Below are 21741 nucleotides of genomic sequence, written 5' to 3'. Positions count from 1 at the left end.
ATGCGCTATCCCTTCAAGACCCGCTACGACCAGGATATCGACCTGGCCCGCCAACCCGGTCAGCGCACCTGGTATCTGCTGCTGCTGATCCTGCTCGTGGCGGCACCGTGGATGCTCTCGCCCTATCTGCTGTCGCAGGTGACCTTCATTTTGATCTACGGCATCGTCGGGCTCGGGCTCATGCTGCTGTGCGGCTTCACGGGCCTGTTCTCGATCGGCCACGCCGCATTCCTGGGCATCGGGGCGTACACCGAAGCCTACCTGGCCGCGCGCGGCTGGCCATTGCCGGTTTCGCTCGCCGCTTCGGCGCTTCTCACGGCCGCTGCCGGGGTGGTGGTCGGACTGCCGGCGCTTCGCGTCAAGGGCATGTACCTCGGCATCGCCACCCTGGCTTTCGGCTTCATCGTCGAGGAGATCATCGCGCGCTGGGAATCGGTGACGGGCGGTAATGCGGGCAAGACGGTTGCCACGCTGCAGACCTTCGGCTTGCCTGTGAACGGCGAACTGCAGCTCTACTTCATCTGCCTGGTGTGCGCAGTGCTGGCCACCTTGTTCGTGCTGAACCTGCTGCGCTCGCCGACCGGCCGCGCCTTCGTTGCCATACGCGACTCCGAGATCTCGGCGCAGAGCATGGGCATCCCGCTGGCCTATTACAAGTCGCTGTCGTTCGCGGTGTCGGCTGCGCTGGCGGGTATCGGCGGCGCACTCTACGCGCACAAGCTGCACTACATCTCGCCCGAGCAGTTCGACATCGTGCAGTCGATCGACCTGTTGATGATGATCGTGATCGGTGGCCTCGGGTCGGTGCATGGCGCCTTCCTGGGTGCCATCTTCCTGATCTCGATGCCGCCGGTGATCGGCTGGGCGAAGAACTTCCTGCCGGCGGTGATCGGCCAGGCGACCGGCCTTCAAGCCTTCGTCTATGGCGCGATCCTGGTCGCGTTCGTGATGCTCGAACCGATGGGCATGTACGGGCGCTGGCTCAAGCTGCGCATCTGGATGGAGTCGTTTCCCCTGTATCGCCGCGGCATGTTCCGCCGCCAGAAGGCATTCCTGAAATCGGAGCGCGTCAAGTGAGCACGACACTGCTGGAGGCCAAGGGACTCGGAGTGAGCTTCGGCGGCCTGCGCGCCGTCAATGACGTCAGCTTCGCAGTGGCGCGCGGCGAAGTCTTCACCCTGATCGGGCCGAACGGCGCCGGCAAGACCACGGTGTTCAACCTGATCAGCCGCATCTACAACCCCAGCATGGGCACCATCGAATTCAAAGGCGAGAACATCTCCGCGATCGCACCGCACGACATCGCGCGCAAGGGCATCGCCCGGACCTTCCAGAACATCGAGCTGTTCGAGCACGCGACGGTGCTGCAGAACCTCTTCATCGGCCGCCATCGGCACAGCGCCACGCGCTTCTGGCAGGACGCGCTGTTCACGGGCAAGGCGCGCGCGCAGGAGCGCGAGGTGCGCCGCGCGGCGGAAGTGGTGATCGAATTCCTCGGCATGCAGCACTACCGGGACGCGATGGTCGCCGGCCTGCCGTATGGCATCCGCAAGGTGGTGGAGCTGGCGCGCGGCCTGGTGTCCCAGCCGGACCTGCTGCTGCTGGACGAGCCTTCGTCCGGTCTCAATGTCGAGGAGACGGCGCAGATGGGCGCGTGGATCCGCAGCATCCAGCGCCAGCTCGGCGTGACGGTGCTGATGGTGGAGCACGACATGTCGCTGGTCTCCAGCGTCTCGGACCGCGTGCTGGCGATGAACCAGGGCGAGATCCTGTGTCTCGGCACGCCATCGCAGGTGCAGTCCGACGCCCGCGTGATCGAGGCCTACCTCGGCGCATCCGGCGACCTGTCGGGCTTTCGCCGCCATCCACCGCTGCGCTACGGCGAGGGAGGCGTGCGATGAGTGCTGCTGCCAACGAGCCAATGCTGCAACTGAAGAACATCGAGAGCGCCTATGGCGCCGTCAAGGCGATCCGCGGCGTGAGCCTGCGCGTTGCGCCGGGCGAGATCTGCACCGTGCTCGGCTCCAACGGCGCCGGCAAGTCCACGATCCTGAAGACCATCTCGGGAATTCTCGATCCGCTGCAGGGCAGCGTCAGCTTCGAGGGCCGCGCCATCACGTCGCTCGATCCGGCGGAGATCGTCAAGCTCGGCCTGCTGCATGTGCCGGAGGGGCGCGAGGTGTTTCCGCTGCTGTCGGTGCGCGACAACCTGCTGATGGGGGCCTACACGCGCAAGGACCAGGATGCGGTCGGCCGCGACATCGAGCAGGTCTTCGGCTATTTCCCGATTCTTCGGGATCGCGCGAAGCAGCCGGCGGGCCTGCTCTCAGGAGGTCAGCAGCAGATGCTGGCCCTCTCGCGCGCGATCATGGCCCAGCCGCGGCTGATCCTGCTGGACGAGCCCAGCCTGGGCCTGTCGCCGCGACTCACCCACGAGATCTTCGAGATCGTCGTGCGCATCAACCGGGAGCGCGGCACCGCCATCCTGGTGGTGGAACAGAACGCCAACATGGCGCTCAATGTCGCCGACTACGGATATATCCTGGAGAACGGACGGGTGGTGATGGAAGACAGCTGCGAGCGTCTGCGCGAGCGCAAGGATATCCAGGCGTTCTACCTGGGCATCAAGGAGACGCCGGCGGCAGGCGTTCAGCCGGCCGGAAAGAAGAGGAAGGTCTGGTGATGATCCATCTGTGGAATCTCGCGCGCGCCGAGCACGCCGCCCGGACCGCCACGCTGCAGCCCGGCGAGACGCTGCCGGCGGTGTTCTTCGGCGCGGCGGGCAGCCGGGCCGAACAGGTCTTCATGCGCGCCAAGCAACTGGGCGTCTGGGCCAGCGTGACATGGAGCGAGGCGGGACGGGCCGTGCGCGAGGCCGCCGCCGGCCTTCGCGCGCTCGGCGTCGAGCGCGGCCAGGTGGTCTGCATCGTCTCGCACACCCGCCAGGAGTGCATCCTGGCCGATCTCGCGATCATGACGATCGGCGCCGTCTCGGCCGCGATGTCGCCGGGCTTGACGCGGGACATGGCCGGGCTGTGCGGCCGCATCGGCGCTGTCCTGGCCTTCGTGGAGGACGAGGAGCAGCTCGATCGCCTGCGTGATGGGGAGGGCCGGCTGCCCGCGGGCCTGCGCGTCGTCATGCTTCGCAGCACGGTGGCCGACGATCAGGGGCTGCGCGCCGATTCGGATCGCTCGACGAGCTGGGAGGCGCTGCGCGCGCTCGGCCGTGAGGCTGCGTCCACGATGCCGGCGGTCGCTCTGTCGCCAGAGGCACCCGCCATCCTGTCCTGCAGCGCCGGCACCACCGGCGCGCCGGAGTTCGTCGTGCATTCGCACCGCGCCGTGCTGGAGACCTGTCGCGCGCTACAGCAACGCGTCCCTTACACGGCGCAGGACAGCAAGCTGTGCTTCATGTCGTGGGCGCGCGCGAACGAGCGACTGCTCAGCGTCTACCTGCCGATCCTCGCGGGCACCTGCATCAGCTTCGCCGAGGGCCTGGACACCGTGCCGGAGAACCTGCGCGAGGTGTCGCCGACGCTGCTGTCGGCGACGCCGCGTCATCTCGAGAAACTCAGGGCCGAGGTCGGCAGCGCCGCCGAGGAAGCTGGCCGCATTCCGCGTGCCGCCTTCGAATGGGCGCTCGCCTGCGGCGCCGAGGTCGCGCGGAAGGTGTTGCGAAACGAAGCGCCGGGGCCGGCATTGCGCTTGAAATGCGCGCTCGGACGTACCTTCATTCTCAACAACGTGCGCCGCTTCATGGGGCTCGATCGCTGCCGTCACTTGATCGTGGTCGATGCCACCTTGCCGCAGGCGCTGGCCGAGTGGTACTTCGCGATGGGCATTCCCGTGGTGCAGGTGTGGGGCACCACCCAGACGCTCGGCATCGCGACGGTCAACGCGCTGCCCGACTTCAGGCCTGGCTTCGTCGGGAAGGCATTGTCGGTCGCCACGGTCGCCATCGACCCTCGCAGCGGCGAGCTGCTTGCGAGCGGGGTTTTTGCCAGCGAGCCGGCCCCGATTCGCACCGGCGACCTGGGCCGGATCGATGCCGACGGCTTCGTCGAGGTCACGGGTCGCGTCAGCGAGCGCATGGCCGCGGCTTCGGGCGATCCCATTCCCGCCAGCCGCATCCAGCAGCTGTTGCGTGAATCGCCGTATGTGCAGGACGCACTCGTGTTCGGCGAAGGGCGCGCCTATCCGAGCGCCGTCATCCTGCTGGCGCGCGACAAGGTGGAGCATCACGCGCAGCAGGTCGGCGTATCGTTCCCCGATTTCAGCGGCCTGACGCAGGCGGCCGAGGTGCGTGCCTTGCTGCAGTCGCAGATCGATCGCGCGAACGAACAGCTCGAGGCCGCGCACCGGGTGCGCCGGTTCCACCTGATCGAGGTCGATCTCGAGCCAGGCGACGAGGAGATGACGCCGACCCGGATGCTGCGCCGCTGGACGGTCGAGACCCGCTATCGACAACATATCGAATCGATGTACGCCTGATGCAAATCACTCAGTCCCTGCGCCGCGCGGCGCGGATGCAACCCCTGCGCGTGGGCGTTCAATGCGGTGCGCGCGCCGTGACCTGGGCCCAGATGCTGCGGCGCGCGCCGCGGATTGCCGGTGCCCTGCGCGCGGCCGGTGTCGATCACGGCGATCGGGTGGCCGTACTGGCCATGAACAGCGACCGCTATGCCGAGCTGCTCTACGCGGTCCCGTGGGCCGGGGCGGTGATCGTGCCGCTCAACATCCGCTGGGCGCCCGCCGAAATCGCCTATGCGATGCAAGAGGCAGGCGCGGCGGTGCTGATCGTGGACACCGCCTTCGCACCGATGGTCGAGGAACTGCGCAAGGATCCGGCCCTGCGCCGGATCTTCTTCCTCGACGACGGCGAGGTGCCGGCCGGTTGCGCCTCGTTCGAGGAGGCCGTCGCGCAAGCCGCGCCGGTGGAGGATGCCGGCCGCCAGGGCGATGACCTGTACGCCATCTTCTATACCGGCGGCACCACGGGCCATCCCAAGGGCGTGATGCTCTCGCACAGGAATGCGCTGTCGCTCGCGTGGAGCTGGCTCGCCGCGCACCCGCCGGGCGAGACGGCCGTCGTCCACATGCATGTCGCGGGCCTGTTCCACCTCGCCGGCGCGGCCTATGTCTGGTACACGACGGCCGCCGCCGGCACCAACGTGATGCTGCCCAAGTTCGAGGCCGAACCGGTGATGCAGGCGATCTCGCGCCACAAGGTCAACAGCGTGGTGCTGATACCGACCATGGTCAACATGCTGCTGGCGCATCCGGCTTTCGACGACTACGACCTGGCCTCGGTGCGCACCTGCATCTACGGCGGCGCGCCGATCCCGCACACCTTGCTGCTGACCGCGATGGAGAAGCTGCCGACGTGGCGTTTCATCCAGGCCTACGGCATGACCGAGACCGCCGGCATGGCCACCACGCTGCCTGCGTGCTATCACGTGCTGGAGGGCGAGATGGCGCAAAAGATCGGCTCCGCGGGCCGCGCCAGCGCGGTCTGCGAAGTCCGCATCGTCGATCCGGCCGGCGAGGAAGTGCCGCTCGGCCAGGTGGGCGAGATCGCGATCCGGGGCGACAACGTGATGCTCGGCTATTGGAACGACGACGCCGCCACCGCGCGCGTGCTGCGCGATGGCTGGATGCATTCCGGCGATGCGGCACGCATGGACGAGGACGGCTTCATCTACATCGTCGATCGCGTCAAGGACATGATCGTGAGCGGCGGCGAGAACGTCTACTCGGCCGAGGTCGAGAATGCCGTGCACAGGCATCCGGCGGTACTGGAGTGCGCGGTCATCGGCATTCCCGACGACAAGTGGGGCGAGGCCGTCCACGCGGTGGTGGTCACGCGCGAAGGGCGCACGGTGTCGCAGGAAGAGCTGATGGCGCATTGCCGCACGCTCATTGCCGGCTACAAGTGCCCGCGCTCGATGGACATCTCGGCCAATCCCCTGCCGAAGACAGCCGCCGGCAAGATCGCGAAGAACCCGCTGCGCGAGCCGTTCTGGGTCGGGCGCAGCCGCCGGGTGCATTGAAGCGCGCAGCGGCGACCTACGCCATCGCGGCGTAGTGCGCGCCCCGGCGTTCGACTCGGCCCGATCCGATCAGCGCCTCGAGGTGCTGCAGTGCCACCCGTCGCTCCACATCCGGCACGAAGAGATCGTTGAAGGAGGGCGGATACACGAAGCGCCGCGCGGCGAGCTCTTCCAGCGTGGCAGGCTGCTCGCGCAATGCGGCGAGCAAGGCCTCGTCCCGCCTTTCGATGACTGCGGCGAAGCGTTCGAGCTGCGCGCTGAAACCGGCCCGCTCCATGACGATGCCCTTGTGGTGCGAGGTGATCCAGGCGCGCGCGGGCAGGTCGAGCATCCGGGTCAGCGTGCGACGAAACGCGCCGAGGTCGGAGCACGCATCGCCGTAGTAGGGGCCGAAGCTCGAGAGATCGATGTCGCCGATGAAGGCGATGCCCAGCGGCTCGATCAGCAGGACGGAATGCCCGGCCGTGTGTCCTGGCATGTGGATGGCGCGCACCCGAAGGCCGCCCAGCTCCCAGGTGGCACCGTCGTCGTAGGCCAGCGCATCGGGGCGCGGCACGAAGTGGAAGTCCGTGCGTGCGCGCTCGACCATGGCGTCGACCACGCCCGGGCTGTAGCCGTAGTGCCGGCGCAGGCCATCGAGCGAGCGGATCGCGTCGACGTCGGCGCGCGGCACGTGCAGCGGGACGTGCGGCAGGAGGTGCAGGCCGGCCGCGTGGTCTTCATGCACGTGGCCGAGGATGACGAGATCGGCATCGGCGAGGCGCGTGGCGATCCGGTTGGCGACCATCGGCGTGTCGAACACGGCCATGGCGTCGCTGCCGCGCACGATGACCTGGTTGCCATCGGGAAACTTGCCCGACTGCGCGCCAAGGAAGACTTCGACCGGACCCAGCCGCATGCCTGACACCGGCGGCCCGTCCGGCATCGCGCATTCGATCCGCTCGGCATGCAGGTCCATGGATGGCCTATCGCAATTCGAGGAAGTCCGTGACGGGAACCCAGCGGCCGTTCTTCACCTGCGAGACGCGGATCTGCGCCCCTCCGAGCCGCCGGGTCGGCGACCAGCGGTATTCGGGATTGCCGAGAAAGCCGCGCGGATAGCGGAAGCTCTCGAGCGACTTGACTAGGCTGTCCACGGTCAGGTCCTTGCCCGCGGCTGCGGCCGCCTTGGCGAACATGTCCATCAGCACCCAGCCGGTGGCCGCGTAGACGTCGGGCGTGGCGCCGAAGCGCTGCTGGTAGGCATCCATCCAGGCATTGAGTTCGGCGCTGTTGTGCGGGTCGTCACGGTACATCATCGGATATTCGCCCATCGCGAGGAAGCCTTCGAGAGGCGCACCGCCGAGCCGGGCCACGTCGGCCTGGTAGGCCGCGCTGCTGCCGATGAAATCGCCGGTGTAGCCCTGCTGGCGCGCCACCGTCACTGCGCTGATGGTCTCGCGCGTCGCGGTGGCCATGACCACCACGTCCGGCCTGGCGGCGATCAGTTTCTGCACCTGGGACGAGAAGTCCGTCGCGCCGCGCTTGAACGATGTCTTCTCGACCAGCGGCAGCTTCTGTTCCTTGAGCGTCGCCTCGGTGGCCTTGAGAATGTCCAGGCCGAGCTCATCGTCCTGATAGAGGATGGCCACGCGCTGGTACTTGTTGCGCTTGATCATCTCGATCATGCCGGCATGGATGCCGGCTTCGAAGGGCGTCAGGATCGCGAACTTGAGGCGATGGAAGGGCTCGAAATTGCCCGAGTGCGCGCTGACGGGGAACAGGCTCGGCACGCCGGCGTCGACCGCAAGCGGCGCCGTCGCCAGCGCGATGGCCGTGCCCAGCGTGCCGACCATGGCGAAGACCTTGTCGCTGCCGATCAGTTTCTGCACCGCGAGGACGGCGCGCTTGGGGTCGTAGCCGCAGTCTTCCACCAGCATCCTGATCTTGCGTCCGTTGACGCCGCCGGCTGCGTTGACCTGATCGACGCGCATCGCCATGCCGTTGCCGAGCGGCTTGCCGATGGAGACGATGGGACCGGAGAGATCCTGGATCGTGCCGATCAGGATCTCGTTGGCCGTGACGCCCTGCGTCGCTTGTGCGAAAGCGAGGCGCGGCTGCGCCATCGCGAGGGGAACGAGCCCGAGGGCCCCGACGATCTTTCTACGCTGCATGTTTGTCTCCTTGTGATTGATCGATCTGCAAATCGGATCGGCTAGTCGCCCGACATCTCGCGCATCATCGAAGGCGGAACCAGCCGCTTCTCCTCCTGGACGGCCTGGACCGCGCTGTCCAACAACCGGGCGCGCAGCGCGCGAAGCTCGGGCGTCATGGCGCCCTCCATCTCGAGGCCGGAGAACCAGTCGAGCAGCGCGCAGATCTCCGCGTTGGCAGCGTCGCGGCGCGCTTCGTTGTTGCTATCGCGTACGGCTTGCGGTGCGGCCGCCGGCGGGGTCAGTGCGAGCGCCGCGCAGGCCGAGCGCACCTGCGCGATCGCCGACTCGGCATCGTTCGCATGGCGGCCGAGCAGTTCCTGCGACCAGGCGGCCTGGCGCTCGAGGTTGTTCAGCACATACATCACGGCCGCCAACTGCCCGCGCGCGAACGAATCCTCGAGCTTCGGCAGGACTTCGTGGCGCAGTGAAGTGTTGAGTGCGCGACAGAGCGCGCCGACCGAATTGATCATGCGTTTTCTCCGATGATTCGATGCATCTCGAGTTGCAGCCGAGGCAGGCCGAAGCCCAGCGTGGTCATGCGCACGTCCGGCGCGGTGGCACTTTCGACCCGAGCCGCCGCCTGGAGATTGATCGCGCAGATCTTGACCAGCGACAGAACCTCGTAGAAGCGCAGGCTGAGCGGCGAGACCGGGATGCCGGTGCCCGCCTCGTAGCGGGCCATGAACAGGTCGCGCGCAATCAGGCCGCTCACCAGATCGCTGCCGCCGGCGAGGAACTTCATGCTCGCCCAGGCAATGTCCTCGTGGGGGTCGCCGAGGTGCACGAGTTCCCAGTCGAGCACCGCCGTGATCGATGCGTGGTCCTGAAGGAAGTTGCCCGAGCGGTAGTCGCCGTGCACGATGCACAGGCGCGGCGCCACCGGCTGGTTGCGCTTAAGCCAGCCGATCGCGTGGTGAAGCAAGGGCAGCGGCCGCGTCCTGCTCTCTGCAATCATTCGCTCCCACTTCGCGATCTGCACTGCTGCGGCTGTCTGCGCTGTCGCGGCCTGTTGCAGATCCCGCGCCGGGGTTTCCTGCCACGCGAAGTTGTGCAGCGCCACGAGCGCGTCGACGAATTGTTCGCCGATGTGCCGATCGGCCGCGACCGCTTCGTCGGTCTTCCTGCCGAACGGCGAATTGACGACGCCCTCGACCTTCTCGACCACCAGGAAGGGCGCGCCCAGCCACGAGGGATCATCCGAATGCCAGAGCACCTGCGGCAGCGGCACCGCGCTCGTCGCGAGGGAACTCAGCACCAGGTATTCCGGCACCGCCGAGTAGGGCGAGAGGAGCCCCTCGGCATGACCGAGCCGCAGGATCAGCTCGCGCTCGCCTGTGCGCGTCGTCAAGGTGAAGCCCCAGGTGAGCCACGAGAAGCCACCGACGTATTTCTTGTGGATGCGCACCGATGCCGGCGCGCCGGTGGCGTGCCGGATATAGGCGGCGAGGGAGTCGGAAACCGCGGCGGAAGAGTCGTGCATCACATGGCGGGATGTTGCTGGATCGAGGAATACTTCGGATAGCCGGCGCTGACGCCGCACTGCAGCGTGCCATAGCCGACCTGGTCGCCGTCGCGGATCTCGATGACCTGCTCGCCGGCCGTGCGCAGCACGGTGCGATCGGCGGCGCAGGCCAGGTCGTAGCGGTCGTGCTCCGCATACTGCATGCCTTTGTCGTCGCCCTGGAACCAGCCGCGCAGTCCTCCGTAGAGGCCGCCCTTGTGAAAGAAGCGGCCGGGCAGGGCGCGCACCTGGAGCGTCTTGCTTCGACCGTCGGCGAACCCGACTGTGAAGCTGCCGCTTTTCAGCGATTGGCCGAGCGGGTCGTCGTGCCACGTCAGTTCGTGCGCGACGGAGAGAACCTGCGCGCAGGGCGCGCCTTCGCCGAACGGACCCGATTCGCTTCCCGCGATGAAGCGATAGGCGCCGGGCGCCTTCTCCTTCAGGAAGAAATGGATGGCACGGGTCTCGAACTGGGCGCAGAAGAAGGCGTAGAGCAAGGGCGAGATGTGCGTGACGGGCGGCGTGGTCTCGTCGGTGCGCGCCTCCACGCGCAGGCCCCACGAGCGGTCGCGGGCACCCCAGCATGTCGCGGGTGTCAGATCGATCCGGTTGCCGTTGACGCGGATCCATCCTTCGTAGCGTCCGCATTGGGCATAGCGATTGAGATCGGCGATGACGCCGGCGCGCGTGGTGATGGTCTCGCGGCCTTCCTCGTTGATGTCCATCGTGCCGATGAAGCTCAGGTCCATCTCGATGCCGGACTCGTTCGCCGCCAGCACGATCCGGTGCATGCGCAGGCCGGCCTGCACCTCGATGCGCAAGGCGCCGGCCTCGATTGCGAGGTCGCCTTCCCCGACCCGCCGCGAGGCGCGGTAGTTGTATTGCACGTTGCCGATGGTGATGCCCGCGAAGCCATCCATGACGCGCCGGTTCGGGTAGTAGCCCATGCCGAGCGCGAAGACCATGTCGCCGGCCGGCTTCACCGTGCCCATGTACCAGAAGCGCTCGGTGAAGACCGAGTGCGGTGTGTCGCGGACCTGCACCTGATGGATCGGCGCCGCCGAGGCATGGCCGAACAATTCGTCGCGTGGCGTGATCAATGGGAACTCCGTGTGACGGCACCGACCGTCGCGGTCACGCTCTTCTCGGCGCTCGCGGCCACGGTCGCGATGCAGTAGTCCAGCACCCACTGACGCAGCGGGCCGCGCTGTCTCTCGGACACGGCGGGTTGATGGTCGAGCGCGCCGATGAGGCGGCTCACGTAGTCGTCCATGCGCATCGTGAAGTCGTGATCGAGGTGGGTGGTGGCATCGAGGTCATCGGCATAGCCGCCCACGCCCGCCATGAAGGATTCGGCGGGTGCGGGCGCGATCGAACGCTGGGGCGGGTCGCCCAGCAAGGAGACGAAGGGCGTACCGGCCAGCAGATTCGGCAGCTTGCGGAAGGCGGCGACCCGGCAGGACTCCTCGCGCTCGGCGAATTCGGGTTTCCAGGCCGCGCGGCGCTTGATCAGATCGAGCAGCACCAGCGCGCCGGCGATGTTGGAGCGCACCGCGCCGTCCTCGATCGCAGGCAGCGCCTCTTCGCCCAGCACGTGCGCGATGGCGTCGATCAGCCGGTCCAGGGAATTGTTCACCAAGGCCTCAGCCCTCGTTCGCGCGCAAGCGCTTGGACAGGGCGCGGCCGAGGCGCTCCAGATAGCCCGAGACCGTCAGGCCCAGGCAGGCCAGGCGCAGGTCGTTGGCGCCCTGTTCGACGCCGTGGGCGGCGCCGAGGTTGATGACTGCGAGCTTGTAGAGGCAGAAGACCGTGTAGTACTGCAGCGCTTCGTCGTCGAGCGGCGGGCCGCCGCCATCGGCATAGAGCCGCTTGAACTCGGCCAGGCCCACGAGGCCGGTGAGCCGGAACTCGGGCATGAAGGCCCAGGCGATGTCCTCGTGGTGGTCGCCGATGTGGACCATTTCCCAGTCCAGCACCGCCGTGACATCCTGGCCCCGATGGAGGAAATTGCCCACGCGGTAGTCGCCATGCACGACGCAGGGCGCCGGGTTGGCGGGTCCATGGCGCGCCAGCCAGTTGCCTGCCAGTTCGAGCATGGGCACCGGCCTCAGCGACCAGCGCTGCGCACGTTCGCGCCAGAAGCGCAATTCCTGCGCGGCATGCGTGTCCTGCCGGGCGGTCGCCAGTGCGGCGATCGGTGCGTGCCGCCAGTCCAGCGCGTGGATATGCGCGAGCAACTGCGCGAAGCGCGCACCCAGCGCGGGCAGGTCGCCGGGTTCGGTCGCTTCGAAGTCCGGGACGAAGGGATTGAGCGCGTCGCCGTCGACGCGATCGCAGATCAGGAACGGGCCGCCCAGCGCAGCTTCGTCGTCGCCGTGCCAGCGGACCGTGGGCACCGGGACCTTCGATCCGGCAAAGCTCAGCCCCGCGAGCGCCTGCGGCAACGCGCTGTAGGGCGCCATGAGTCCCTGTAGCGGACCGAGCTTGAGAATCAGCTCGGCCGGTGCGGGATGCCCGGACGGAAAGTCGGCGGTGAAGCTCGCCGTCATCCAGGACAGGCCGGCGGAAAGTCGCCGGAACGAGCGGACCGCCACCGGCGCGGCAGCCTGCGCGCTCAGGTACCGCGCGAGGCGCGCACGCAGCGCGGCATCGGCCGCGGACGGCGTCGGGAAAGTGACTGGCATGTCCATCGATGCGGGATCTCAGTTCACGCGCCGGGCGTGCCCGGCCCAGTACGGCTCGCGCAGGCTGACCTTGTTGATCTTGCCGGCGGCCGATTTCGGCAGTGCATCGGTCAGCATGACTGCGCGCGGGCACTTGTAGTTGGCGATCAGGTCACGGCAGTGGGCGATCAGTGCGCGCTCGTCCAGCAGGTGTCCTGCGCGGGCCACCACGATGGCCGTCACGCGCTCGCCCCAGCGCTCGTCCGGCGTGCCGATGACCGCGCATTCGAGCACGCCGGGATGCGTGGACAAGGCGTTCTCGACCTCGGCGGAGTAGACGTTCTCGCCGCCGCTCACGATCATGTCCTTCAGCCTGTCGACGATGTAGAAGAAGCCCTCGGCGTCCATCCAGGCGGCGTCGCCGGAATGGATCCAGCCGTTGCGCAGGGCCTCGGCGCTGCCGGCCGGATTGCGCCAATAGCCGGTGGTCACGGTCTGGCCGCGCATCAGGATCTCGCCGATCTCGCCCGGCGGCAGCGCCAGCCCGTCGGGACCCGCCACGATCACCTCGGCCATGTGGCTGGCGCGGCCGCAGGAGCGCAGCTTGTCGCCGCCCGGCACGCAGAAGCTGGCCGGCAGCATCAGCGTCATGCCCGACGTCTCCGTCATGCCGTAGGAATGAACGAAACCCCAGGTCGGCAGCTTCTCGATCGCGGCGGCCAGCAGCGCGTCGGGAATCGGCGAACCGCCATAGATGCAAGTCCTGACGCTGCGCAAGTCATGGTGAGCGAAGGCTGGATCGGCCAGCAGCATGTTGACCATCGTGGGCATCATCATGGTGCTGGTCACGCGGTGGCGCTCGATCGCGTTCATGACGGATGTCGTCTCGAACTTCGGCAGCATCACGTTGGTGCCGCAGGCCATGGTGGTGTACCAGGTGTAGCCCGCGCCTGAAAGGTGGAAGAGTCCTCCTACGTGCAGGTGCGTGGGCGGCTCGGTTTGCGGCATGCAGGCCATCCAGCTCACGGAAACGGCATAGGCGTTGCGATGCGACAGCATGACCCCCTTGGGCCTGCCGGTGGTGCCGCCGGTGTAGAAGATGGCGTAGAGATCGTCGTCGCGGCGATGGGCGTCGGCCACCGGTTCGGCCTGCGCGGCCGATGCCTCGTACGAGAGCATGCCGTCCGGAAGCTGCGCGTCGCCCAGGTAGACGGTGCGCGCCAGCCCCGGCAGCGCATCCGCGAGCGGGCCGGCCATGTCGGCGAAGCTGTCGTCCACGCACAGCACCGTCGCGTCCGCGTCCTGGAGCGCGACCAGGTTCTCTGCCAGCGACCAGCGGATGTTGAGCGGCACGATCACGCCGCCGGCCCAGGGCACGGCATACAGCAACTCGACGTAGCGGTCGTTGTTGAGCGAAAGCACGGCCACGCGTTCGCCCTGCGCGATACCCATTTCGCGCAGCGCGCCGGCGACTCTGCGAGTGCGCTCGAGCACGCTGCGCCAGGAGCGCGTGCGCTCGCCGCAGACCGTGCCGGGACGTTCGCCCTGGCGCTGCGCGGCCCGCTCCAGCGTCGAAGTGATCTGCATCGGTGCGGCCGCGGCTATTTCAGCTGGAGATAGTCGGACGAGACCACCCAGCGGCCGTTCCGGACTTGCGACATGCGCACCGTCGCCGCACCCAGATGTTTGTTGGGGCCGAAGACATAGTCGGGATTGCCCAGGAAGCCGTGCGGATAGTTCACGCCTTCGAGCGCAGCGGCCACCGAATCGGCGGTCGGCTGCGGGCCGGCCTTTTGCAGGGCCTGGGCCAGCATGCCGATGGCGATATAGCCCGTGGCGCTGTACTGGTCGGCGTCGCCGTCGAAGCGCTTGCGATAGGCGTCCATCCAGGCGTTGAGTTCCTTCGAATTCTTCGGGTCGTCGCGGTACATCATCGGATAGCCGCTCACGGACATCAGTCCTTCCATGGCTGCGCCGCCCATTTTCGGCACGTCCTTGTGAAAGGTTCCCTGGGTTCCCATGAAGTCGCCCGTGTAGCCGAGCTGCCGCAGCGCCGTCACGGCGCCGACGGTCTCGCGCACGGCCGCGCCGAGCACGACCAGGTCGACGTTCGCTTCCTTCAGCCGCTGGACTTGCGAGGAGAAGTCGGTGGCGCCGCGCTTGTACGAAGTCTTCTCGACGAGCGGCAGCTTGTTTTCCTTGAGCACCGCCTCCGTCGCGCGCAGCACATCGAGACCGAAGGCTTCGTCCTGGTAGAGGATGCCGACGCGTTTGTATTTCCCGGTCGCCAGCAGGTATTCGAGGCCGGCGCGCGTCTCCGTGTCGTAGGGCGTCAGCATCGCGAATTTGTACTTGTGGACCGGCTCGAAGACTTCACGGGCCGCCGCGGCCGGGAACAGGTGAAGCACGCCCTTGTCCACCACCAGCGGGGCGGTCGCGAGCGCGATGCCCGTGCCGGCGGAGCCGACGACCGCGAACACCTTGTCGCTCGAGACCAGCTTCTGAACGGCGACGATGGCCTTCTTCGGATCGAACGAAGAGTCTTCGATCAGCAGCTTCAGCTTGCGTCCGTGGATGCCGCCCGCCGCATTGATCTCCTCGATGCGCATGGTCATGCCGCCCATCAACGGCTTGCTGACGGCGACCAGGGGCCCGGACAAGTCCTGCACCGAGCCGAGGAGGATCTCATCCTTGCTGATGCCCTGGACCTCCTGCGCGAAGGCGAGCGGCGACAGGAGGGTGGTGGCGAGCGCGAGCGCCGAGAAAGCGCGCCGCGACAGCGCAGCGTGGGGTAGCGAGGATGGGGTCTTCATGTTTTCGAGTCTCCAAGTATATTAGGCCGACGCGTCGGTCTATATAAGAAATTATCACCGAGGCCTGACAAAGTCAACGGGGTGAACGCCTATCGGACAAGGCCGAGAGAACGGACGCGCGAGCGCAGCGCGCTCAGGGCGCGACCGGCGTCATGAGTCCTTCCTGGCTGGCGATGGCGCGAAGCGTGAGGGATCGATCGTAGACATGGGCCACCGACAAGCCCCTGCCGCCGCGCGTGAGCGGACTCGCGCTGGCGAAGAGCATCCAGCAGGTGGGGTCGAGGCCGGCATAGAGCCACAGGCCGTGGTTCAGGCTGGCGCCGTAGAGTGCTTCGCTGGCCGTCATGCCTGCCAGATGGCCGCCGGCGCCGCTGTAGTTGAGCCACCAGTCGGACGTGTATGCGAAGGCCGCCGCGCGGGCGTGCGGCGTGGATGTGATGCCACTGCGTACGCGCGTCCAGAACTCGATGCGATGCCCCGCCGCCGGATCGAAGAGTTGCCGCTCCGGCTCGGGGATGCGGAACTCCAGGCATGGCTTCTCGGTGAGCGAATAGCCGCTCACCTGGTTGAGCCTGGCTTCCCACTCGCACGGCATGGCCGACAGCGGCACGCAGCGCTCGGGATCGCTCTCGATCGGCGAGATGTCGACCTGGTGCGAGCGTCCGGCAGTCGGCACCTCGAACGAGACATGGGCATCGGCGACCGGTCGGGTGCCCTGCGAAGCGCGCACGTGCCGCGAGGCGAAGCGCTTGCCGTCCTGCAGGGCCGTCACCTCGAAGTCCACCGGCGCGTGCGGTCGCACACCCGAGAGGAACATCAACTGCATCGCGGTGGGATGGCGCTCGGCGGGTGCACTTGCACAGGCCGCCGCCATCGCCTGGCCGAGCGTTTGCCCGCCGTAGGCGCGGCCATTCTTGTTCATGTCGATCCATCGGGTACGCCAGGTCGAAGGCCCGGTGCGCTCCAGGTCGAGCAGCGTGTCGAGGGATGTGCCATCCCAGGCGGTCATTGCGGTGGTCATGGTGAAGGCGAAAAGTCCTTGGGGCTCGACGACCTAGGGTTGTCGCTAGGTTGCGCGCGATGGCGTGTCGCGATAATTAGTCCGTCCAGTCGGACTTTACTTCATGTCGACCGAGGACACATCCACATGCAAGGAATGCACATGAAACACAGAGCGCTTCTCGGCGCGGCACTGGTCGCTGCCGTCACGGCCTTCGGCCTGTCTCTTCCTGTCCGGGCCCAGAGCCTGACCCAAGGCATCACCAAGGACGAGATCCTGCTGGGGACGGTCCAGGATCTCTCGGGGCCGGTGGTGTCGATCACCAAGCCGACCCTGAGCGGCATGCAGTTGCGCGTCGAGCAGATCAATGCGGCCGGCGGGGTGGGCGGGCGCAAGCTCAAGCTGCTGGTGGAAGACACCGGCTACGACCCCAAGCGTGGCGTTCTTGGCGTTCAGAAGCTGGTCGACAGCGACAAGGTGTTCGCCTTCGTCGGCAACATGGGAACGGCGATCTCGCTGGCCGTCGCGCCGATCATCGCGGACAAGGGCGTGCTCAATCTGTTTCCGATCAGTGCTCACCGCGGCAACTTCGAGCCTTTCAACCGGCTTCGATTCGCGCTCATCACGCCGTTCGATACGGGCATCAAGATCGGCTTGAACGAGCTGATCAAGAAGAAGAGCATCACGCGCGTCGGCATTCTTTACCAGGACGATGAACTCGGCCTCGACAACCTGCGCGCGACGGAAGAGGTCTTGAAGTCGCACGGGCTGACGCTCGTCGAGAAGGCCTCCTACAAACGCGGCGCGACCGATTTTTCCTCGCAGGCACAGCGCCTCGTCTCGGCATCGCCGCAGCTGATCGTGATGGCCACCACGACGCGCGAAACCATCGGCTCCGCCACTGCCATGCGCCAGCTCGGCTACAGCGGGGCATTCCTCGGCAGCATTGCGGCCTACCAGGCCGACGTCGCCAAGCTGGGCGGCGCACCGCTCGAGGGCTTCCAGGCGATCGCCGACTACCCTGTCATGTACCGCGACGATCCGAAGAATTCGAAGGAACTCAATGCCTGGATGGACGCCTACACGGCCAAGTTCTCGATGGCACCGGACGGTTACAGCGCGACCGGTTGGGTGATCATCGACATCCTTGCCAAGGCGATCGCCGCCGCCGGGCCGGAGCCGACGACCGACAAGGTGACGGCCGCGCTCGAGTCCATGAAGTACGACCGAAGCTTCCTCAACAATCCCCCCTATGCGTGGAGCCCGACACGCCGTCTCGGCGGCTCGCAAGTCCGGATCTCGCAGGTGACCCATGGCAGGTGGGTGCCGGTCTCGGATTTCCTCGAGTTGAAGCAGTAAATCGGGACACGGTTCCCAGGAGTTGCGCGCGATGCAGGCTACGCAGATGCTGAACCAGGCCGTGACCGGATCACGGGATCGAATCGCCACCATCAGCAATGGCCGCCGGCGCACGTGGAGTGAGGTGGGCGAGCGCGTCCCGCGGCTCGCCGGCGCCCTTCAGTCGCTGGGGTTGGCGCGCGGCGACCGCGTTGCGATGCTGTCGATGAATTCCGATCGCTATCTCGAGCTCTTCTTCGCCGTGCCGTGGGCGGGTGGCGCCTGCGTGCCGCTCAACATCCGATGGTCGGTGGCGGAGAACGCGTATGCGATCGACGACGCGCAGGTGACGATCCTGTTCGTCGACGAGAATTATCTCGACCAGGCGCAGGAACTCCTGGCACGTTGCCCGTCGCTCGCTCGCGTCGTGTTCATGGGGGAGGGCGAAGCGCCCCACGACATGGCCGATTACGAGCGGCTGGTCGAAGGGTGCGGTCCGGTGCCCGATGCCTGCGTGAAGGATGGCGAGCTCTATGTGGTGTTCTATACCGGCGGCACCACGGGCCATCCGAAGGGTGTCGCGCTCTCGCACGGAGCGCTCGTGTACGCGTCGCTGTGCTACCTGGCCATGCTGCCGTCGATCGAGTCTCTGAAGTTCCTCTACGTGGGCGGCTTCTTTCATTTCTCCGGCGCGAGCCCCATGTGGTACATCACGCTCGCGGGAGGAACCCATGTGATTCCGCCGAAATTCGAGGTGGTCAGCGCGATGCAGGCGATCGGCGAGCACGGCGTCACGAATGCCACGCTCATCCCGACGATGGTCACCATGATGATGAGTCATCCGGACTTCAGGAAGTACGACCTCACCAGCATGAAGACCTGCATCTATGGGGGAGCGCCCATGCCCGAGGCGCTGATGTTCGCCGCCATGAAGGAATTGCCCACCTGGTCCTTCTATCAAATCTACGGCATGACCGAGAGCGGCGGCTTCGCCACGATGCTGCGCTGGCGCGACCACGTGCTGCCGGCCGATGGAGGCACCAAGCTGCGGTCCGCCGGACAGGCGGCGATGGGCGTGCAGGTCCAGGTGCGTCGTCCGGACCGCAGCGTCGCGCCGGTCGGCGAGGTCGGCGAGATCGCGGTTCGCAGCGACGCCCTGATGACCGGCTACTTCGGCAACCCCGAAGCGACGCGCGCGGTGCTCGTCGATGGATGGATGCACACGGGCGATGCGGGCTACCTCGATCAGGATGGCTATCTCTTCATCGCCGACCGCATCAAGGACATGGTGGTCTCGGGCGGTGAGAACGTGTATTCGGTCGAGGTCGAGCGAGCGCTCTATGCCCATCCCTGTGTGCGCGAGGCCGCGGTGATCGGCATCCCGCACGCGCAATGGGGCGAAGCCGTACATGCAGTGGTGGTGTTGCGGGAAGGAATGCAGGCGACCTACGAAGATCTCCTCGCGCACTGCCGGACGCTGATCGCCGGATACAAGTGCCCGCGCAGCATCGAATTTCGAGACACGCCATTGCCTACAACCCCGGTTGGCAAGATCCGCAAGAACGTGCTGCGCGATCCTTATTGGACCGGAACGGCACGAAAAATTTGAATGCAGTCGATCGACTGAAACATCCTTCGGACCACCAGCAGAAGGCGAGCCGGGCGATGTCCGACTCGCTCGTGGCGAGCCCGTCTTGACGACAGTCCTTTGGCACGATGAGCGCCGAGCAGCAACTCGATGATTCCGCGATCCCAAGAATCTGGCGCGGCTGGCTTTCCCGCGCCTCACGGACATCCACGACGCGGCCGCGCTGCGCTGCGCTGCGCATTGTGGCCTCGCGCATCGTCATCGTGATGGTCGCCGTCGATGTCGCCATGGCCGTACCCCAAGCCCAGAACCTGGGCCGAGCGACTTTGCGATATTTGAATTCGGCTGGAACGCGACATTGCCAAATCGCTCCTACACATGCTTGTCAAACCCAAATTCAGATGCCCGCCGTGTTCGCGAGCATGTAGATCTCGCGCGCATAGTTCAAGGTGAGCGACAGCGACACCTTGCGCTGCTCGCGCCAGGTGAAGATCAAGTCCAGGTCTTCGTCTCTGCGCAGCGGCGACCCGAGCTCCAGGTGCTGGTGAAAGGCTACGAGGAACCCTTGGTCCTCCCCGAAGAGCCCAAGATTGCTGGCGAGGATGCAGGCGACGCTCGGCCTGAACCCAAGGAGCCAACCACACCGGGCCAGATCGCCGCGCACATGTTCAGCAGGCTGCGCGGCTCGAACAACCTCGTGTTTCCAAACTCCCGCCGCGAGGTGGAGCGATATACCCATCTCTTGAACCGGCTATGCGAGCAGCAGAAGGTCCCGAACGAGTTCTGGCCGCACCACGGCAGCCTCTCCAAGGAAATCCGCGCAGAGACCGAGGCCGCGCTCAAGCAGAAGGAGTATCCAGCCACGGCGATCTGTACGAACACACTCGAGCTGGGCATCGACATCGGCGCCGTCAAGAGCGTCGCGCAGGTCGGGGCGGCTCCGTCCGTTGCGAGCTTGCGGCAACGACTTGGCCGATCTGGCCGTCGCAAGGGTGAACCCGCAACCCTTTGGGGATACTGCGTCGAGGACGAACTCGGAGGTGCGCAGTCCCTCGAGGCGGACCTTCGGCTTGGCACCGTGCACATGGCCGCGATGGTGTCGCTCCTCGCGGAAAGCTGGTTCGAACCACCAAGGGCACAGGGTCGCCACTATTCGACGCTCATCCAGCAGTTGCTCTCGGCCATCGCGCAGACTGGAGGCGCGACCATTGCCCACCTGTATGCCTTGCTCTGTGCGCCAGACGCGCCTTTTGCAGGGATCTCGAAGGCGGAGTTCGCCGGCTTGGTGCGCCACCTGGGCACACGTGAGCTCTTGATGCAGGACTCCTCCGGAGTTCTTCTGCATGGTCGGCTTGGCGAAAAGTTCGTCAACCATTACACGTTCTACGCGGCCTTCGCATCGGACGAGGAGTACCGCGTGATTGCCGGCGGTCGAACGCTGGGAACCATCCCGGTGGATCAGATGCTGACCATCGGGCAGCGCATTCTTTTCGCAGGCAAGACTTGGCTCGTGCAAGACGTCGACGAGCCGCAGAAGACGATATTCGTGACAAGAGCTGGCGGCGGCGTTCCGCCCCTCTTCAGCGGCGGGGCAGGCCGCTGCCATACCGTCGTGCGACAGCGAATGCGTAAGCTTCTTGAGAGCAACGAAATGCCCGGCTTTCTCGACCGACAGGCCAAGGTATTTCTCTCACAGGCTCAAGCGAACTACGCCAGCCGCGGCCTGGCGGGTTCCTCTGTCGTGGACGAGGGCCGCGAGGTCCGGCTCCTGACCTGGCTGGGAGACGCAGCCCACGAGGCGCTAGCGTGCATCTTGCTTCGAAGAGGATTCAAGGCGACCCCCGCCGGCCCAGGAGTCGCAGTCATCAAAGGCCAGAACACCACCGAGAATGTGCTTGACGCAGTTCAGGACGCCGCGATGGACGAGACGCCCCCGTTGGACGTGCTGCTCGCGGATGTGAAGAACCTCCAGCGCGAAAAGTGGGACTGGGCTCTTCCTGATAACCTGCTTCGGCACGCCTACGCGAGTGTGCACCTGGATATCGATGAGGCGCTTGGCTGGGCACGAGCCTTTGCCGCGTCGATGCCATAGTGCCATGCGGGTTGCCGCTCCTCTCGTCCACACCCTAGGTCCGATCAGTGCAGCGTCTGGAAAGCTCTCATGGCCGGGCTCTAAGCCCTGTTTGCATTTTTGTCTTTGTCGAGGGGGCCCCCTTCGGCCCCAGTTACTGGTATTGATCAGGGAATGAAAGCTATGGACTTCAAATTCATTCACGCGGCAGACCTTCACATCGACAGGCCATGAGTGAAGGCACGCGCGATCAACTGTATCTGGCGCTGCGCCTAGCGGCGGTCAGCCTGCGACGCGATGCGGGGGTGGAGTTGCCGATGATGCTCGACGATGTGCTCATGACCTCCAGCGACGGCCGGGCTGGCTGCGTGCTACAGGCGCTGGCGGACTTCTCGCAAGGCGGCCAAGTGGTTGTATTTACCCACCATGAACACTTGTTGGAAGTCGCACGGCGCGCCATCCCGTCAGAGGTGCTGCAAGTCGCCGCCCTGTAGCCATACAGCCTCGCCTTTAAAAGGGGCG

General features: G+C 66.3%; 19 protein-coding genes. 9 read left to right on the top strand and 10 right to left on the bottom strand.

Going from position 1 to position 21741, the window contains the following annotated elements; genetic code table 11:
- Genes E5P2_RS33125 through E5P2_RS33105 form a run of 5 tightly spaced genes read left to right on the top strand, consistent with a single transcriptional unit; the run spans position 1 to position 6050 of the window.
- Positions 1–1077 (top strand): branched-chain amino acid ABC transporter permease, encoded by a 1077-nt coding sequence (locus E5P2_RS33125; protein WP_162571315.1) that lies wholly within the window; start codon positions 1–3, stop codon positions 1075–1077.
- The gene (locus E5P2_RS33120; RefSeq protein ID WP_162571314.1) at positions 1074–1901 is read left to right on the top strand and encodes an ABC transporter ATP-binding protein; all 828 of its coding nucleotides are present in this window, start codon (positions 1074–1076) and stop codon (positions 1899–1901) included. Before E5P2_RS33125 ends, E5P2_RS33120 begins: the two co-directional genes overlap by 4 nt.
- On the top strand, positions 1898–2683 hold the full coding sequence (locus tag E5P2_RS33115; RefSeq protein ID WP_162571313.1) for an ABC transporter ATP-binding protein: 786 nt from the start codon (positions 1898–1900) through the stop codon (positions 2681–2683). The genes E5P2_RS33120 and E5P2_RS33115 overlap by 4 nt, the downstream gene beginning before the upstream one ends.
- Entirely contained in the window at positions 2683–4491 is a 1809-nt protein-coding gene (locus E5P2_RS33110) for an AMP-dependent synthetase/ligase (protein ID WP_162571312.1), read from the top strand. Before E5P2_RS33115 ends, E5P2_RS33110 begins: the two co-directional genes overlap by 1 nt.
- Complete coding sequence (locus tag E5P2_RS33105; RefSeq protein ID WP_162571311.1) at positions 4491–6050, top strand: acyl-CoA synthetase; 1560 nt, start codon at positions 4491–4493, stop codon at positions 6048–6050. Before E5P2_RS33110 ends, E5P2_RS33105 begins: the two co-directional genes overlap by 1 nt.
- Before the next feature lie 16 nt (positions 6051–6066).
- On the opposite strand, the gene E5P2_RS33100 is transcribed toward E5P2_RS33105, so the two are convergent.
- The 10 genes from E5P2_RS33100 to E5P2_RS33055 form a co-directional block, all read right to left on the bottom strand.
- Positions 6067–7008: an MBL fold metallo-hydrolase gene (locus E5P2_RS33100; protein ID WP_232080969.1), complete on the bottom strand. Its 942-nt coding sequence runs from the start codon at positions 7006–7008 to the stop codon at positions 6067–6069.
- A gap of 7 nt (positions 7009–7015) precedes the next feature.
- Positions 7016–8203, bottom strand: a complete 1188-nt coding sequence (locus E5P2_RS33095) for an ABC transporter substrate-binding protein (protein ID WP_162571310.1) — start codon at positions 8201–8203, stop codon at positions 7016–7018.
- A 41-nt stretch (positions 8204–8244) separates the two neighbouring features.
- Positions 8245–8715, bottom strand: coding sequence for a hypothetical protein (locus tag E5P2_RS33090; protein WP_162571309.1), 471 nt, complete (start codon positions 8713–8715; stop codon positions 8245–8247).
- Positions 8712–9725: a phosphotransferase family protein gene (locus E5P2_RS33085; RefSeq protein WP_162571308.1), complete on the bottom strand. Its 1014-nt coding sequence runs from the start codon at positions 9723–9725 to the stop codon at positions 8712–8714. Before E5P2_RS33085 ends, E5P2_RS33090 begins: the two co-directional genes overlap by 4 nt.
- A complete protein-coding gene (locus E5P2_RS33080) occupies positions 9725–10846 on the bottom strand; it encodes a hypothetical protein (RefSeq protein ID WP_162571307.1) in 1122 nt (373 codons plus the stop codon). Before E5P2_RS33080 ends, E5P2_RS33085 begins: the two co-directional genes overlap by 1 nt.
- Positions 10843–11385 carry a hypothetical protein gene (locus E5P2_RS33075; protein WP_162571306.1) on the bottom strand — a complete coding sequence of 181 codons (543 nt, stop codon included), beginning with the start codon at positions 11383–11385 and terminating at the stop codon, positions 10843–10845. The genes E5P2_RS33080 and E5P2_RS33075 overlap by 4 nt, the downstream gene beginning before the upstream one ends.
- Positions 11386–11389: 4 nt before the next feature.
- On the bottom strand, positions 11390–12430 hold the full coding sequence (locus E5P2_RS33070) for a phosphotransferase family protein (RefSeq protein WP_232080968.1): 1041 nt from the start codon (positions 12428–12430) through the stop codon (positions 11390–11392).
- A gap of 18 nt (positions 12431–12448) precedes the next feature.
- Complete coding sequence (locus tag E5P2_RS33065; RefSeq protein ID WP_162571304.1) at positions 12449–13996, bottom strand: acyl-CoA synthetase; 1548 nt, start codon at positions 13994–13996, stop codon at positions 12449–12451.
- A 14-nt stretch (positions 13997–14010) separates the two neighbouring features.
- On the bottom strand, positions 14011–15222 hold the full coding sequence (locus E5P2_RS33060; RefSeq protein ID WP_162571303.1) for an ABC transporter substrate-binding protein: 1212 nt from the start codon (positions 15220–15222) through the stop codon (positions 14011–14013).
- Positions 15223–15355: 133 nt separating this feature from the next.
- Entirely contained in the window at positions 15356–16243 is an 888-nt protein-coding gene (locus tag E5P2_RS33055) for an acyl-CoA thioesterase (RefSeq protein ID WP_232080967.1), read from the bottom strand.
- Positions 16244–16384: 141 nt separating this feature from the next.
- On the opposite strand from E5P2_RS33055, the gene E5P2_RS33050 reads away from it, so the two are divergent.
- From E5P2_RS33050 to E5P2_RS33035, 4 genes are all read left to right on the top strand, one after another.
- A complete protein-coding gene (locus E5P2_RS33050) occupies positions 16385–17581 on the top strand; it encodes an ABC transporter substrate-binding protein (protein ID WP_162571301.1) in 1197 nt (398 codons plus the stop codon).
- A 31-nt stretch (positions 17582–17612) separates the two neighbouring features.
- Complete coding sequence (locus E5P2_RS33045) at positions 17613–19169, top strand: long-chain-fatty-acid--CoA ligase (RefSeq protein ID WP_162571300.1); 1557 nt, start codon at positions 17613–17615, stop codon at positions 19167–19169.
- 517 nt (positions 19170–19686) lie between these two features.
- On the top strand, positions 19687–21240 hold the full coding sequence (locus tag E5P2_RS33040; protein ID WP_443083572.1) for a helicase-related protein: 1554 nt from the start codon (positions 19687–19689) through the stop codon (positions 21238–21240).
- A 209-nt stretch (positions 21241–21449) separates the two neighbouring features.
- Positions 21450–21713, top strand: a complete 264-nt coding sequence (locus tag E5P2_RS33035) for an ATP-binding protein (protein WP_162571299.1) — start codon at positions 21450–21452, stop codon at positions 21711–21713.
- Positions 21714–21741: the final 28 nt, after the last annotated feature.

The organism is Variovorax sp. SRS16 (genome assembly GCF_901827165.1).
Taxonomy (GTDB): Bacteria; Pseudomonadota; Gammaproteobacteria; order Burkholderiales; family Burkholderiaceae_C; genus Variovorax.
This window is presented reverse-complemented; position numbering and strand designations above follow the sequence as displayed.